General features: G+C 63.1%; 14 protein-coding genes. All 14 read right to left on the bottom strand.

The window, feature by feature from the left end; all coding sequences use genetic code 11:
* Positions 1-266: 266 nt before the first annotated feature.
* Positions 267-797, bottom strand: a complete 531-nt coding sequence (locus tag AAAU26_RS14485) for a hypothetical protein (protein WP_227618523.1) — start codon at positions 795-797, stop codon at positions 267-269.
* A gap of 295 nt (positions 798-1092) precedes the next feature.
* Entirely contained in the window at positions 1093-2514 is a 1422-nt protein-coding gene (locus AAAU26_RS14480; RefSeq protein WP_227618524.1) for an AAA family ATPase, read from the bottom strand.
* An 800-nt stretch (positions 2515-3314) separates the two neighbouring features.
* Positions 3315-3965 (bottom strand): thiamine diphosphokinase, encoded by a 651-nt coding sequence (locus AAAU26_RS14475; protein ID WP_227618525.1) that lies wholly within the window; start codon positions 3963-3965, stop codon positions 3315-3317.
* A gap of 565 nt (positions 3966-4530) precedes the next feature.
* Positions 4531-5406, bottom strand: coding sequence for a ribosome small subunit-dependent GTPase A (rsgA, locus tag AAAU26_RS14470; protein WP_227618528.1), 876 nt, complete (start codon positions 5404-5406; stop codon positions 4531-4533).
* A gap of 10 nt (positions 5407-5416) precedes the next feature.
* On the bottom strand, positions 5417-7318 hold the full coding sequence (gene pknB, locus AAAU26_RS14465; protein WP_227618531.1) for a Stk1 family PASTA domain-containing Ser/Thr kinase: 1902 nt from the start codon (positions 7316-7318) through the stop codon (positions 5417-5419).
* A complete protein-coding gene (locus AAAU26_RS14460) occupies positions 7311-8060 on the bottom strand; it encodes a Stp1/IreP family PP2C-type Ser/Thr phosphatase (RefSeq protein WP_227618533.1) in 750 nt (249 codons plus the stop codon). Before AAAU26_RS14460 ends, pknB begins: the two co-directional genes overlap by 8 nt.
* Before the next feature lie 13 nt (positions 8061-8073).
* Positions 8074-9114 carry a dual-specificity RNA methyltransferase RlmN gene (gene rlmN / locus AAAU26_RS14455; RefSeq protein ID WP_158394543.1) on the bottom strand — a complete coding sequence of 347 codons (1041 nt, stop codon included), beginning with the start codon at positions 9112-9114 and terminating at the stop codon, positions 8074-8076.
* 15 nt (positions 9115-9129) lie between these two features.
* The gene (rsmB, locus tag AAAU26_RS14450) at positions 9130-10458 is read right to left on the bottom strand and encodes a 16S rRNA (cytosine(967)-C(5))-methyltransferase RsmB (RefSeq protein ID WP_227618535.1); all 1329 of its coding nucleotides are present in this window, start codon (positions 10456-10458) and stop codon (positions 9130-9132) included.
* Positions 10455-11375, bottom strand: a complete 921-nt coding sequence (fmt, locus tag AAAU26_RS14445; RefSeq protein ID WP_227618539.1) for a methionyl-tRNA formyltransferase — start codon at positions 11373-11375, stop codon at positions 10455-10457. The genes rsmB and fmt overlap by 4 nt, the downstream gene beginning before the upstream one ends.
* Positions 11375-11911 (bottom strand): peptide deformylase, encoded by a 537-nt coding sequence (def, locus tag AAAU26_RS14440; protein ID WP_149793466.1) that lies wholly within the window; start codon positions 11909-11911, stop codon positions 11375-11377. The genes fmt and def overlap by 1 nt, the downstream gene beginning before the upstream one ends.
* 24 nt (positions 11912-11935) lie before the next feature.
* On the bottom strand, positions 11936-14197 hold the full coding sequence (gene priA / locus AAAU26_RS14435; protein WP_227618540.1) for a replication restart helicase PriA: 2262 nt from the start codon (positions 14195-14197) through the stop codon (positions 11936-11938).
* Between the two features lie 13 nt (positions 14198-14210).
* Positions 14211-14783, bottom strand: coding sequence for a guanylate kinase (gene gmk / locus AAAU26_RS14430; RefSeq protein ID WP_207675960.1), 573 nt, complete (start codon positions 14781-14783; stop codon positions 14211-14213).
* Positions 14784-14786: 3 nt separating this feature from the next.
* Positions 14787-15050, bottom strand: coding sequence for a DUF370 domain-containing protein (locus AAAU26_RS14425; RefSeq protein WP_015563972.1), 264 nt, complete (start codon positions 15048-15050; stop codon positions 14787-14789).
* 21 nt (positions 15051-15071) lie between these two features.
* Positions 15072-15950: a YicC/YloC family endoribonuclease gene (locus AAAU26_RS14420; RefSeq protein ID WP_158397204.1), complete on the bottom strand. Its 879-nt coding sequence runs from the start codon at positions 15948-15950 to the stop codon at positions 15072-15074.
* Positions 15951-16080: the final 130 nt, after the last annotated feature.

Genomic DNA, 16080 nt, shown 5'->3' with positions numbered 1-16080 from the left:
CTTCGCTGCCGCTCGCATCCTGCTGGCCGCGGCCCCAACAGCTCCTCCCTGTTTCCGCCACTGGCGGCGGTCGTCGCCGTTGCAAGTGGCTTGACGGATGGCTGACGGGCCGTAAGCACTAAAAAGGACCCCCTTTCGGAGATTGCAGCTCCGGGAGGGGGTTTTCTTTCCGTGGGACGATGAATCAGTAATTGCCTTTACTATCTTTAGTATATGCGATTCCCCGCAAAAGTCAAGCGTTGCGCAGAAAGTTTACAAGCGCATCATCAGGCCCGGACAATGACCACCAAGCAGTATTCCCGGCCCTCGACGGTCTTATGGCAGACGCCGACACGCAGCTTGGTATTGACCGTGGGCGACACATCTTTATAGTACACCCCGACCACCGGCGCACCGCTGGAGAACCGCTCTACCTGCTGAAGGGCGCTCATCCCGGTGGAGTCGAAAGCAACAAAGCTCACGAAATTGCTCTGCTCGTAGGCTTTCAGGCTGTCTTGCAGGAAGCCTTCCAGCGTCTGACCGGCGTCTATGGGGAAGTCGCTCTTCAGGTAGATGATGTTCCCCTCCCCGTCCTTCTGGAACCAGTCCGGGGTGAACGCGGGCCGGATGGTGCGGGTCAGCGCGGGGACGCCGTAAGAGACTTCGGTGTTTGGGTAGATACGCTTGAAGATGTCGGCGACGCCCACCGCGACGAGCCTGTCCTCTTCTGTCCCGCTGGCACCGCCGGAACAGCCGGTGAGCAGGGCCAGCATCAGCACGCCCGCAAGGGCGAGGGCAAGGAGCTTTTTCAGTTTCATGGTCGTATCCTCCGTTCACTGTGGTGTTTTTGATACTTCCATTATAACCCGTCTCCCGCCGCAGCTGCAACGGCCATTCGCGCAGGTTTTGGGGCGATTCACGCAGGTTTCGGGAAATACGGCTGCTCCGAGAGGGGCGGGGTATCTGGCAAAGTTCCAAAATATCATCGATTCATCGTCATAAATCGAACTTTGCCACGTTGGCAAACTTAAGGTTTGCTGGCAAAGTAGGTAGTTTGCCAATCAGGAGAACTTTGCCATGTTGGCAAACAATCAACATTGAACGATATATCATTTAATTTATAGGAACTTTGCCACTTGTTTCACTACAGTAGAGGAATGAGTACCATTGATTTTTTCCATCTTGTTGGCGAATATTCTTCTTTATAATCTCGCCTGATTTGATAAGGTTGCCATACGCCCGGATATATGTCCTATCACTGCACCCCATCTCCTTCATCACCTCTGCCCTCAGCTGGGTGCTGGGCATACTCCCCAGCTTGCTCTCGGCCAGCACGTTGAGGATGGCCTGCGCGGTATCCTCCTTGGTCTGGGCGGTGCGGACGCGGCGCTCCTCCACGAAGTCGGCGTCCTTCTTGTCGGTGCGGCTGTCAAAGACGGCCACCGCCGTCGTGACGCCCTCCACCTGCGCCTGCTCGATGTGGAGCAGGGCCGTCCGGGCCGGGGCGGAGTAGCTGCTCTTCTCGTGGCTGAGGTAGAGCTTTTCGCTGTTCTTGTCGCGGCCCATCATGAGGACGCTGCGGGCGATGTCCCAGATGTCGGAGCTGTCGGCCAGACGGGCGCGGCCCGAGACGTTGGCGCGCTTGTTGGTGTGCATCGAGATGAGGGCCGCGCAGCCGTGCCTGGCGCAGAGGGCTTTGAGGGGCAGCAGGGCGCTGCGCATCTGGTTGCGGCTGGCCATCTCCACCCCCGCAGGCAGAAAGCTCTGCAGCGGGTCGATGATGACGAGGGCGGGCGCGGCCTTCCCCACGTACTTTGCAAAGCTCGTGTCCGGGATGCAGAGCGGGCTGCCGGTGCGGGCAAAATAGGCGTCACTGGTGACCACCATCACCCGGCTCATATCGGCCCCTGCCGCCGTCAGGCGGGCTTTGAGCACCTTGCCGGGGTCGTCCTCGCCGGAAAAAAGGAGGACGCTGCCGGTCTTCTCCGGCGGCTGGGGGAAGAAGCCGGAGGTCCGGCCCGCCGTGACATACGCAATGAGCTGGGCCTGCCAGATGCCCTTGCCGGTGCCGCCGTCGGCACCCAGAAGCGACACCTCCCCCATGGGCAGCAGCCCATCCACCAGCCAGCTCACGTTCTGGATGGGGACGTTCTCGAGGCAGTCGGGGGTGAAGCTGAGGGGCGCGGCGCGGCGGCGGTCCCGGAAGCGCGCCCGGGCCGCGTCGGCCTTTTCCCGGTAGGCGGCATAGTCCTCGGCGATGCGGCTCTGGAACTCCTCCCGGCCCACCGCTTCCAGCTCGCTCTTGCCGTCGGCCAGCCAGCGCTCCATTCGGAAGGTCAGGCCCTGCCAGAAGCCCAGCTCCTTCGCCCTCGCCTCCACCAGCTCGGAGCGGCTGAGGACGTCCTCGGGGCGGTCCTGCCCGGCGAACCAGTAGGTCAGCCGGGAGAACAGCTCCTCTTCGGTGCGCACCGTGCCGAGGTAGGCCACGAAGTCGTCGTAGCTGCCCGGGGTGCGGTCGGTCATGTTTTTCTGCATAAAAACTCCTTTCGTAAGTTGTTTTGTTGCTTTTATTATAACTATGAAAGGTTGTGCAGTCAACGCAAGCTTTCTGCGTATTTCTGCGCAGAAAAAGAGAAAAACCCCCTCGGGGCAGTTGCTCCGAAGGGGGTAAAATTTAACCATGGCAGATGGAAAGCCCCCGGGGAGTTGCCGCTCCTTGGGGGCGTTGCTTTTATTGTATCTTTTTGCCGAAGTTTATGATATACTTGTTTTGCGGTTCATCCCGCCCATCTTACTTGGGAAGGGAGGTGTACCTGATGATTCATATCCTCACGATTTTGGAGTCTGTCGTAGCAGATGTAATGTCGCATTACATCTGCAAGTGGCTTGACAGATTCGACAAGGACCGCAAGCCCGACTAAACGGAAAGCCCCCGGGGAGGTCGCAACTCCTTGGGGGCTTTTCTTTTTGGTGTACCGAATGGAATATCCTCACAATTCCATCTTTAGTATATGCCATTCCCCGCAAAAGTCAAGCGTTGCACAGAAAGTTTACAAGCCTGCTGCTTTCATTTTGCAAGTTCCTCATACACGTGCTTGTTACGGTCCATCAGCTTCAGCGAAGAGGCCAGCACATCGTCATCTGCTGCGGCCTGCATGGCATCCGCCTGGTTGAAATCACACTTCACTCTTCTCTCTCCTTTTTTATGCCAAACAGCCTCCGGAGCAAGCCTCTCAGGCACTTGGGGCTTTTGAGAACGACCACCTGCATAGAGCCGACCACCTTTCGTCGCTTGATACGCCATTATAGGCGTCCCGCGCCCGGAATGTTCCGGTTCAGCTCAAGATCGGCCCGTCCGGCACCGTCTCCACCACCACCAGCGCGCCCTTTTGGGTGGAGATGGTGATGCAGTCGGAGCCATCGGCATACTCGTTGCTGACGCCGAGGGGGTAGCCTGCGGTGAGGACGGCGTCGGTCAGCTCGTAGAAGGAGCCCCGCTCCGAGACCCCCTCTGCCCTGCCCTCCATCGGGAAGACCGAGAGGTAGAAATACTCATTCCTAGGGTAGCGGCGGGTCTCGCCGGGCATCACGAAGGTGATGCGGCTGCGCTCGTCCAGAAGCGTGGCGCGGACGCCCCGCTGTTCGAGGCCGAGGCCGGTGCAGAGGTTGGCCAGCGTATGCTCGAGGCGTCTGCCGCCCAGTACACCCAGCAGCAGCGCCTCGTCGAAGCCCTTCTCGGAGGCCAGCTTTGCCGCGTACTCGGTGTCGGTGTCGTCCTTGACGTGGGGCAGGATGATGGTGTCGTCGCCCTCCTGTGCCGGGCAGGGCGCGGTGTCGAAGTCGCCCACGATGATGTCGGGGCGGCAGTGGAGCGGCCCACAGTTGCGGTAGCCCGCGTCGCAGGCAATGATGGTGTCGCCGGGCCGCAGGGCCGACGCCAGCGAGGCGCTGACCGGGCAGGCGGAAATGATAACACAGCGGGACATGGGATTCCTTCTTTCTGGGAAGTATGATAACACAGTGTCTTTTTCTGTATCTTTTTGTCGATGTTTATGGTATACTGGTTCTGCGGTTCATCCCGCCCATCTCACTTGGGAAGGGAGGTGAAACCAATGATCCATATTCTCACAATCTTGGAGTCTGCCGTGGCAAATATAATTTCACATTATATCTGTAAGTGGCTTGACAGACTCGACAAGGACCGTAAGCCCGACTAAATGGAAAGCCCCCTGGGAGCGGCAACTCCTTGGGGGCTTTTCTTTTTTAGTGAAACCAATGGAATCTTCTCACAATCCCATCTTTAGTATATGCGATTCCCCGCAAAAGTCAAGCGCTGTGCAGAAAGTTTACAGGGCAGGACTCGTAAGCAAGGCCCGTCTTAGTACAACCTCTCAGTCTCACTCCGTTCGACAGCTCCCCTAGTAGGGGAGCCTCTGGCGAAACCGTTCACTTTGCGGGGACTGCCAAGGCCTCTCCTACAAGGAGAGGTGGCATCGCGTCAGCGATGACGGAGAGGTTGTACTACGGACAGCTCCACCGTGACGGAGAGGTTCATCCCCTCCTCTGCCACTCCTTCACATCCTTGACCTCATCGTACATGGCGCAGTAGCTGTCGTAGCGGGTCTGGGAGAGCTTGCCTTCCGCGAGGGCGGCGCGGACGGCGCAGCCCTTCTCGGAGCGGTGGGAGCAGCCGGTGAACTGGCACGCGCCGAGGTAAGGCCCGAACTCCGGGAAGGCATGTTCCAGACCCTCTTTCGGGATGAAGCCCGCCCGGCTGGCCTCGAGGCTGGCAAAGCCCGGGGTGTCGGCGATGCGGCCCCCGAAGGCTTCAAAGATGGTCACCTCGCGGGTGGTGTGACGGCCACGGCCCAGCTTCTGGCTGATGGCGGCGGTCTGACGCTCCACGTCGGGCAGGAGGGCGTTCAGCAGGGTGGATTTGCCCACGCCGGAGTTGCCGCAGAAGGCGCAGAGACGGCCATTGATCCAGTGCTTGATGTCGTCCAGACCCTCGCCGGTGGCGTAGTCGATGCGGATGAAGGGCAGGGTCGATTTTTCGTAGGCGCTGCGCAGAAACTCCGCCTCGGCGAGGTCGCTTTTGGTGCAGACGATGACGGGCTGGACGCCCTTGTCCACCGCGATGGCCGAGAGCTTATCCAGCACGAGGGTGCTGGGGGTGGGCTGGGTGGTGCTTGCCACGAGGAACAGCACATCGAGGTTCGCCATGGGCGGGCGGACGAAGACGTTCCGCCGGGGTGCGATGCCCGCGATGACCGCCGCGCCGTTCTCGGTCTCCAGCGTCACCACGTCGCCCGCCACGGGGGTGATCTTCTGCTTGCGGAAGATGCCCCGGGGCTTGCACTCCACGATGCCTTCCGACGTCTTAACGTAATAAAATCCGCCGATGCCTTTTGTGATATAACCTGTCATACCTACTCCTTTAGCCCAGCCAGGACGTCCACCAGTCGCTGAGACCGCCGCCGGTGGAAGAAGACGAGCTGGCGCCGGTGCTCTCGCTGGAAGAGCTGCTGCCCCCGAAGAGGCCGCCCAACCAGCCGCCAGAGCCGTCGCTGCTGGCGGTGCTCTCGCTGGGTGCTTCGGGTTCCGGTGCAGGCTCAGGGCCTGCGCTGACCACGACGCTGACGCGGGTGTTCAGCTTGGCCGATGCGCCCTCGCCGGGGTTCTGGCTGATGATGCTGCCCACGGGCTGGTCGCTGTACTGCTCCGTCTGGCTGCCCAGACCCAGTTTCCGCTGCACCAGCAGGGTACGGGCGTCGTTCACGTTCATGCCGATGAGGCTGGGGACTTTGGTGGTGGTGGCCACCTGCGGGCGGCTGACGTAGATCACCACCGTGGTGCCTGCGGCCACCTGACTGCCTGCGGCGGGGTCGGTGCGGATGATGGAGCCTGCGGCCACCGACTCATCCACGGCCTGAGTGACCAGCACCGACACGCCCAGGTCCTTCAGCTGCTGTTCGCCGTCGGCCTGCACGTAGTTGGTCAGGTCGGGGACGGTGACGTAGTGGATGCCGAGGCTGACGGTGAGGGTCACGCTCTGGCCCTCGCGGACGGTGCGGCCCGCCACCGGCGACTGCTTGTAGACATAGCCTGCGGCGTAGTCGTTGTTGTACTCCTCTTCCCAGTTGACGACCACCTGACCGGAGGCCACCTGCTCAGAGGCGTTCACCTCGTCCTGCGTCATGCCGCTGAAATCGCTCAGCACGATGTCGTCGCTTTTGGTCATGATGTTGCTGGAATCGTTCAGGATGGTCCAGCACAGGGCCGCACAGGCCAGCGCAAAGGCCGTCGTGATGCCCAGCAGCACCGGCATAAAGGCGCTGCGCTTCTTCTTTTTCGCTCTGGCCTTGGGGCGGGCGGGATTCGCCGCCGGTTTCTCCGGGGGTCTGCGGATGCTGCGTTTCTGCGGCATGGGGTCATTCACCACCTTTTCAGGTTCTTCCTTTACATATTGATACTGGAACGTGACGGAGGGGTCCTGCACGTAGGCGTCCAGTGCTCCCAGCATCTCTGCGGCGCTGGAATACCGGTTGACCGGCAGCTTCGCCATGGCGCGTTCCGTGATTTGCACGAGGCCCAGCGGTACGTCCGGGGCAAGCTCTGCCAGCGGCTTCGGGGTGTCCCGGATCTGCTTGCGGGCCACCTCCACCATGTCGTCGGCGTCGAAGGGTAGCCTGCCCGAGAGCATCTCGTACATCATGACGCCCACGGAGTAGATGTCGCTCTTGGGGTCGGTCTCCTCCCCCTTCGCCTGTTCGGGGCTGATGTAGTGGACGCTGCCCATGGCCTTTTTGCCGTTCTGTATCTGGTTCTCGGCCCGGGAGATGCGGGCGATGCCAAAGTCCATCATCCGCAGCTGGCCGTTGTCCAGCAGCATGATGTTCTGGGGCTTGATGTCCCGGTGGACGACGCCGTTGCGGTGGGCGTGGTCGAGGGCGCGGAGGATCTGGGCGATGAAATGGACGGTCTCCCGGCTGGTGATCTTGCCGCCCCGCTCGTTGAGGTACTCCCGGAGGGTCATGCCCTCCACGCACTCCATCACGATATACTGTAAGTTTTCGCCGACGGAGACGTCGTAGACCTTGACGATGTTGGGGTGGTTGAGCAGGGAGATGGCCTTGGACTCGTTCTTGAAGCGGCGGACGAGGTCGGCGTCATGCATCAGCTCCTGACGCAGCACCTTGACGGCCACCACCGTGCCTTCCGGCACAGGCCCGCCGGGGGCAGAGACCACGGCCTTGTAGACGTTGGCCATGCCGCCTGCGCCGATGAGCTCCTGAATGGTGTAGAGCCCGTCCAGCGTCTTGCCGATGAGATTATCCATGCTTCACCTCCAGCGGCTCCACGCCCAGCAGCAGCGCGGTGATGTTGTCGGGGCCGCCGCCCGCGTTGGCGGCGTCCACCAGCCGGTCGGGGATGTCGTAGAACCCGCCCTTCGTGAAGATCTCTTCGATCTTTTCCTTGGGCAGGACGTTGGTGAGGCCGTCGGTGCAGAGCAAAATCATATCGCCCTTCTGCACCGGCACGCTGGTGAACTCGGGGTCGAGGCGGTAGTCCACGCCCAGCGCCCGGGTGATGATGTTCTTCTGGGGGTGATGCTCAGCTTCCTCGGCGGTGATGGTGCCGCAGTCCACCAGCTCCTGCACGTAGGAGTGGTCGTGGGTAAGCTGGGTGAGTCTGCCGTCCCGGACGAGATAGGCCCGGGAGTCGCCTGCGTGGCAGATAAAGGCGTTGCCGCCCCGCACGAGGGCGCAGACCGCCGTGGTGCCCATGCCCGCCAGCTCCTCCTCCCGGGAGGCTTTCTGGAAGACGAAGCGGTTGGCGTTGATGAGCGCCCGCGTCAAAAACTTTTCCTCGTCGCCGGGCAGGCACTGGGCGTACTGCTCGTGGAAGCTGTGCTCGATGACGTCGCAGGCGCTCACGGAAGCCTCACGGCCTCCCCGCGCACCGCCCATGCCGTCGCACACGAGGCCCCAGGCCGCGTCGCTGTTCAGCTCACCTGCCCGGTAGTCATCCTGATTCTCGGGGCGGACGCTGCCGACGTCTGTTTTTCCTGCAAGTTTCATAGGATTCTCCTTCTCAAACTTTGCCGTTCATCTCGTCGCGGCGGAGCTGGCCGCAGGCGGCGCTGATCTCGCTGCCCAGACGGCGGCGGACGGTGGCGTTGACGCCGAGGCTTTCCAGCTTCTGCTGGAAGCGCCGGACGTTGGCGGCGTCGGTAGCCGAATAAGGGCTGCCGTCCACCGGGTTGATGGGGATGAGGTTGACGTGAGCGCCCATCCCCCGGATAAGGTCGGCCAGCTGCTTAGCACAGGCGTCGGAGTCGTTGACCCCCCGCACCATGGAGTATTCGAAGCTCACTCTCCGGCCCGTCGTCTCCTGATACCGACGCACGGCCTGCATCAGCACCTCCACGGGGTAGGCGTCGTTCACGGGCATCATGCCGCTGCGGATGTCGTTGTTGGGGGCGTGGAGAGAGACGGAGAGGGTGAGCTGGAGCTTCTTCTCGGCCAGCTGGTCGATCTTCGGCACGAGGCCGCAGGTGGAGAGGCTGATGTTCCGCATCCCGATGTTCACGCCCTCGGGGGACGAGATATTCTCGAGAAAGCGCATGACTTCGTCGAAATTATCCAGCGGCTCCCCGATGCCCATCAGCACGATGTGGGAGATGCGCTCCCCGATGTCCTTCTGGGCGGTGTAAATTTCGGAGCATATCTCGCCCGCCTCGAGGTTGCGCACCCGGCCCGCCTGGGTCGAGGCGCAGAAGCGGCAGCCCATCCGGCAGCCCACCTGAGTGGACACGCAGACCGTGTTGCCGTAGTGGTAGCGCATGACGACGGTCTCGATGCAGTTGCCGTCGGCCATCCGCAGCAGGTACTTCACGGTGCCGTCCTTGGCCTCCTGCCGCCGCTCGATGATGGGCGCGGCGATGTAAAATGCCTCCTCGAGCTTTGCCAGCAGGGCTTTGGGCTGGTCGGTCATGGCCGAAAAGTCGGTCACGAGCTTCTGGTGGACCCAGTGGAAGATCTGCTTGGCCCGGAAGCCGGGCTGGCCCATCGCTTTCAGCTCCGCTGTCAGCTGTTCCAGCGTCAGGGAGGATATACAGCGTTTAGTCTCCATGAAAATCTCCTTTTGTCAGGAATCACGTTTCTGCATCGCGCAGAGGAAAAAGCCGTCCATGCCGGTGCGGGTGGGGACGGAAAGCGCACCCCAGTCCCCCACCGTCATCCCGGCCGGGAAGCGGATGTCCGGCGTCACCACCCGGAATTCCGGGTGTCGGCCCACGAAGGCCCGCACCTGCTCTTCGTTCTCGGCAGGGTCGATGGTGCAGGTGGAGTAGACCAGACGCCCGCCCTCTTTCAGGTGGGCGGCGGCTGTATCCAGAATGGCCGACTGGGTGGCCAATAATTCATCGTGACGCGCTTTTTCGAGGGTCTTGTAGCGGATGTCCGGCTTCTTGGCGAGGATGCCGAGGCCGCTGCAGGGGGCGTCCACCAAAATGGCATCCGCCATGGGCAGGTCGGCGTCCGGTCTGGTGCCGTCGGAGACGCGGGGCTCCACGTGGGCAAACCCCATCCGCTCCACGGCCTTTCGGATCAGCTGGACGCGGTTCTCGCTGACGTCGCAGCTCACCAGCCGCCCTTCGTCCTGCATCTCCTCGATGAGGAGCAGGCTCTTGCCGCCGGGGGCGGCGCAGAGGTCGAGGACGGTATCGCCGGGCTTTGCCTCCACGCAGAGGGCGGCAAGCTGGCTGGCCTGCCCCTCCACGTGGAAATATCCGTCCCGGAAAAGCCCGCTCTCCGCCGGACTCCCCTCGAAGCGGGCTAAGACGCTGCCCGGCAGGAGGCCCGGGGCGGCGGTCTTCGCGCCCGAGGCCAGCAGCTTTTCGCAGAGGGCTTCCGGCGTCCCTTTCAGGGGGTTGGCCCGGAGGCTGGTCAGGCCGCCGTCGGCGGTGTGGGTCAGGATGTCCAGCGCCTCGTCGGGGTAGTGTTCGTGGAGGAACGCTGCCACGTCCCGGCCCGCCGAGCCCAGCACCATCAGCCGCTCCACCTCGTCGGCGAAGACGGCAGAGCCGAGGTCATAGCCGATGGCCCGGCGCAGCACGGCGTTCACGAGGCCGGAGGCGCTGGCTTTTCGGAAGGTGCGGGTCAGCTTGACGGCTTCATTGACCGCCGCCGAAGCAGGCACCTGCATATAGCGGGCCTGCGCCAGCGCGGCGCGGAGAATTTCCCGCACCTGCGGGTCGAGCTTGGCAAGCCCTTTGGGCAAAAACTGGCTCAGGATATAGTCCAGCGTCCCCTGATGTTCCAGCACGGTGTAAAATATCGCGCTGGCAAATGCTTTATCGCGGCCTTCCAGCTTCTGGCGGCGCAGCTCTGCGTCGAGGATGAGGTTCGAAAACCCGTCCTGCTCCTGCCGCACCAGCGCCGCCACCGCCGCCGCGCGGGGGTTCGGGCCGCTCACAGGCTGTCCCCCGCCTTGAGGCGAAGACCGGCGGCGAAGGAGGTGCCGTCCATGGGCTTCTTGCCCTCCGGCACGACGTGCAAAAGCTGGACAGCGCCCTCACCGCAGGCCACGGTCAGGGGCTTGGTGGCGAGGACAGTGCCAGCGGCTTCGCCGTGGCTTTCCGCGACGCGGCACTCCATGACCTTGACCTTCTTGCCGCCCGCCGTCACGAACCATGCCCCGGGCCACGGGTTCATGCCCCGCACCCAGTTGTGGATGTGGTCGGCGCTGTCGGTCAGATGGAACTGGGCCATCTCCTTGCTCAGCATGGGGGCGGTGGAAGCGTTCTCGTGGGCCTGAGGCTCTGCCTTGAGCGTACCAGCTGCGATGGCAGGCAGGGTCTCACAGAGCACCCGTGCGCCCACGGCAGTGACCCGGTCGAACAGCTGGCCGCTGGTCTCCTCGGGGTCGATGGCAATCTTCTCGCAGGCCAGCACGTCGCCGGTGTCGAGGCCCTCGTCCATCTGCATGATGGAGACGCCCGTCTCGGCGTCGCCGTTCAGCACCGCCCACTGCACGGGGGCGCTGCCCCGGTATTTCGGCAGCAGGGAGACGTGGAGGTTGATGCAGCCGTATTTCGGCGCTTCCAGCACCGATCTCGGCAGGATGCAGCCGTAGGCCACCACGACGATGAGCTCAGGAGCCAGCGCGCGGATGTTCTCGTCCTCGCCGCCGTCCCGCAGGGTGCGGGGCTGAAAGACGGGGGTGCCGTGGGCCAGCGCCACTTCCTTCACCGGGGGTGCGGTGAGCACCTGCTTGCGGCCCACGGGCTTATCGCGCCGGGTGTAGACCGCGCAGATGTCGTGGCCCGCCTCATACAGGGCTTTCAGGCAGTCCGCCGCAATATCCGGCGTCCCCATGAACAGAATGCGCATCAGTCGTTCTCCTTCTTCTTGGCGGCAGCGGCGCGGCCCTCCTCGGTGTCCTCATAGAAGAACTCGCTGGACTCCATGATGGTGATGCCGTCCAGATGGTCGTTCTCGTGCTGGATGCAGCGGGCCAGCAGGCCCTCGGCTTCCAGCTCGAACCACTCGCCGTTCCGGTCCTGTGCGCGGACCTTGACGGCTGCGGGGCGGGTCACGGCGCCGTTGTGGCCCGGGAAGGACAGGCAGCCCTCGTAGGCAGTCTCCTCGTCCTCAGACACGGCGAGAATTTCCGGGTTGACGAAGTCGATGAACTTGTACTCGTAGTTCTCGGGAATCTCCTCCGGGGCGTCGGTGGTGTCCCACACCACGAAGACGCGGCGCAGCATCCCCACCTGCGGGCCTGCGAGGCCCACGCCGTCGGCGGCGATCATCGTCTCGCGCATATCGTCCAGCAGGGTGGCCAGACGGTCGTCAAAGTTGGTCACGGGGCGGCAGACCTTGTTCAGGATGGGGTCGCCCTCTTTTACAATGTTGCGGATAGCCATGAAGTATACCTCCAAATAATCTTATCAAATATCACCGTCAGAATGCATATCCACCACCACGGTGGCCTTGCTGGGCAGCTTTTCCTGCTCGTAGAGGCCGAGGGTCTGGCGGACAAGGTCGCGGAAGCGTTTGTCGGCGCGGCACTTGATGGTGAGCTTGTAGCGGTAGTTCTCGTTGATCTTTTCGATGTTGCCGGGGGTGGGGCCAAGCACCCGGAGGGGCAAGTCCGGCTGCTGCGCGGCCTGACGGCCTAAGAGGGCCGAGAACCGGGCGGCGGCCCGGGCCACCTCGATCTCCTTCGGGCCAGAGAAGCCCACGACGCAGAGCCCGCAGAAGGGCGGATAGAGGCCCAGTTTGCGGTAGGCGATCTCCTGCTCAAAGAAGGCGTCGTAGTCCTGCGCGGCGGCGAGGTTGAGGACGGGGTTGTCGGGGTCGGTGGTCTGGATGATGGCGAAGCCCGGGTCTTTCGCCCGGCCGGAGCGCCCCACCACCTGGGTGATGAGGCTGAACACCGTCTCGTAGGCCCGGAACCCCTGCGCAAAGAGCAGCGAGTCGATGCCGAGAACGCCCACGAGGGTCACGTCCTCGAAATCGAGGCCCTTGGCCACCATCTGGGTCCCCACCATGATGTCGTACTCATGCCGGGCGAACTTCGCCAGCAGCTTTTCGTGGGCGTCTTTGGCGGCGGTGGAGTCCTGGTCCATCCGCAGCACTCTTGCCTCCGGGAAGAGCTGGGCCAGCTCTTCCTCGGCCTTCTGGGTGCCGAAGCCCCGGTAGAGCAGCTTGCCGCCGCAGGCGGGGCAGGTCTTGGGGGGCGGGTCGAGCTGGGTGCCGCAGTAGTGGCAGAGCAGCTTATGGCCCGCCTTGTGGTAGACCATGGGGACGCTGCACTTGGGGCATTTCAGCACCTCGCGGCAGTCGTCGCACTGGGCCATAGTCTGGTAGCCGCGGCGGTTGAGCAGCAGGATGGTCTGCTTGCCCGCGTCGAGGTTGCGCCGGATGGCGTCCTCCATCGCAAGGCTGATCTCCCTCGGGTTGCCCGAGGCCAGCTCTGCCCGCATATCGACGATCTGGACGCTGGGCAGCGGGTTGCCGCCGTAGCGCTGGGTGAGCCGGACGAGCTGGGTGCGGCCATTCTGGGCGGCGTAAAAGCTCTCGGTGCTGGGGGTGGCGCTGGCCAGAAGGAGCAGGGAGCCGTTCTCTGCCGCCCGCTGCCGGGCCACCTCGTGGGCGGCGTACCGGGGCGCGGACTCGGAGCGGTAGGTGTGTTCCTGCTCCTCGTCGATGATGACGAGGCCGATGTTTTCCAGCGGGGCGAAGACGGCGCTCCGCGTTCCCACCACGATGTCGGCGCCGCCGTCCTGTATCATCTGCCATTGGAGCAGACGCTCGGTGTGATTGAGGGCCGAGTGCTGGACGGCCACCCGCCGCCCGAACTGGCTCTTGAGGCGGAGGATCATCTGAGGCGTCAGGCTTATTTCCGGCACCAGCACGAGGGCGCGGCGGCCCAGCGCCAGACACTGCTCGATGAGCTTTAAGAACACCAGCGTCTTGCCGCTGCCGGTGACGCCGTAGAGCAGCGCCGAGTGGGGGGCGGTGTCTTCGAGGCCGGGCAGCAGGGCGTCATAGGCCGCCTGCTGCTCTGCCGTCAGGGTGATGGGCTCGTTTTTCAGCGGGATAGACGAATACAGGTCGATGGATTTGTTCACCTTGCTGCATTCGACGACGCCCTTGGCGCAGAGGTTGTCCAGCACGGCTTTGGTGATGCCGTGGGCCTCCATCTCGTTCTGGGTGCGCTCTCCCCCGCTCAGCAGGGCCACTGCCGCCAGCTGCTTGGCCGTGGGCCTGGGCTTTTGCTGCAAGCTGCCCACCAGCTTATAGCTGTTCTCGGTGTGGCGGGTGAGCTGCTTTTGGAGCACCGGCGTCACGCCGTCCGCCGCGAGGGCGGGCTTATACTGCGCCCCATAGGGGATGACCGCCTTGACGGCCTCGTAGTAGGTGCAGAAGGTGTGCTCCTTGAGGAAATGCACCAGCCGCAGCAGCTCCGGCGTCAGGCAGGCCGAGGCGGGAGCTACGTCGAAGAGGTACTTGAGCTTTGCGTGTTCCGGCTCTTCGTCGCAGGCCAGCACCACGCCCATCCGGGCCTTGCTCCCCCGCCCGAAGGGCACCAGCACCATGCTGCCGAGGCGGACGGCCTCCTGCTGGTCGGGCATGACGGCGTAGGTATAGAGTTTGTCGAAGTGAAAGGTCGCGTTGCTCACGGCAACGCCTACCGTTTTTGGCATTCGCGGCTCCTTGTTATCTGTCGAGGCCGGCCCGCTGGCGGATGATGCCGTAGAGCTTCTCAGCGCAGGCGTCCACCTCGTCGTTCACGAGGGTGAGGGTGAACTTCTCCTGCTCGGCCAGCTCCTTCTTTGCGGTGTCGAGGCGCTCGAGGATGCTGGCTTCCGTCTCGGTGCCGCGGCCCCGGAGGCGGCGTTCCAGCTCCTCCACGGAGGGCGGCAGCAGGAAGATGGTGGTAGCCCCCGGGAACATCCGGCGGATATTGGCCGCGCCGTGGACGTCGATGACCAGCACCACCAGCTTGCCCGCCTCGAGGCGCTTATCCACCTCTTCGCGGAGGGTGCCGTAGTAGTTGCCGTTGTAGAAGTTGTGCTCCACCACCTGGTCGGTGTCGATGAGGTGCTGGAACTGCTCCCGGGTGCGGTAGTAGTAGTCCACGCCCTCCTGCTCGCCGGGGCGGGGTGCGCGGGTGGTGGCGGAGACGGTCTTTTCGATCTCGGGGTGGGCCTCGCGCAGGGCCTTGACCACACTATCCTTGCCGGTACCGGCGGCACCGGAGACGACAAACAGGTACTTTTCGTTTTCCATTTTTTACTGCTCCTCTGTCGGTTTTCCTTCCGGCTGGCCCGCAGCGCGGCTTGCCACTGTCTCAGGCGTCAGGGCCGAAAGGACTACATGGTCAGAGTCCATGATGAGCACGGCCCGGGTGCTGCGGCCATAGGACGCATCAATGAGCATCCCCCGCTCCCGCGCCTCCTTCACCAGACGCTTGACCGGCGCAGAGTCGGGGCTGACGACGGCCACCACCCGCCCTGCGCTGACCAGATTGCCAAAGCCGATGTTGATGAGCTTCATCTGAACTCCTCCGTACTGTTTTTATTCAAGGTTCTGGATCTGTTCGCGGATCTTCTCGATCTCCGCCTTCATGTCCACCACCGTGCGGGTGATGTCCAGGTCCTGACACTTGGAGCCGATGGTGTTGGTCTCACGGTTCAGCTCCTGAGTCAGGAAGTCCAGCTTGCGGCCCACCGGCTCGTCCAGCTCCAGAATGGAGCGGTACTGGGCGATGTGGCTGCGCAGACGGACGGTCTCCTCGTCCACGGCGGTCTTGTCGCCGAAGATGGCGGCTTCCGTCAGGACGCGGGCGTCGTCGATGCTGCGGTCCTCGAGGATGGTCTTGAGCTTCTCGTAGAGGCGGTTGGTGTAGGCTTCGACGCGGCCTGCGCTCAGGGTCTCCACCCTGCCCACCCGCTCCTCGAGGAAGCACAGGCGGCTCTCCACGTCGGCCTTCATCTTGGCACCCTCGGCGGCGCGCATGGCGATGAAGTTGTCCAGCGCCTGAGCCGTCACGGCGGAGACGTCGGCCCAGAGCTGTTCCTCGTCCACGTCGGCGTGGCGGGTGGCCAGCACGTCCGGGAAGCGGGTCAGCGTCGAGACGGTGACGTCGTTCTTGATGCAGAGCTTCTCCGAAAGGTTCCGCAGGGCCTTCTGGTAGCTGCGGGCCAGCTCCATGTTGACGGTCACTTCTGCGTCGGCGGCCTCCACGTTCTGGATGGTCATGCTCAGCTCGACCTTGCCGCGGGTGACCCGCTCGTTGAGCTGCTTTTTCAGGCGGCTGTCCATGTAGCTGCAGCTGCGGGGGATGCGGGACGAATACTCGAAATACCGGGAGTTGACGCTGCGCAGCTCGACCGTGATCTCGCGGCCATTCAATACAGCAGTCCCCCGGCCAAAACCGGTCATGCTCAGGATCATATGCTCCACGTTTCCTCTCTGTTGATGGGTGGATATGCGGACAAATTACGGTATATGTATCCGCGTTTGGGTATACAGGCCCATGTTACGATACATATGTTATTATTCTACTCTGATGACCGCTTTTTTG

The organism is Faecalibacterium longum, from assembly GCF_040094125.1.
GTDB classification, from domain to species: Bacteria; Bacillota; Clostridia; order Oscillospirales; family Ruminococcaceae; genus Faecalibacterium; species Faecalibacterium longum.
This window is presented reverse-complemented; position numbering and strand designations above follow the sequence as displayed.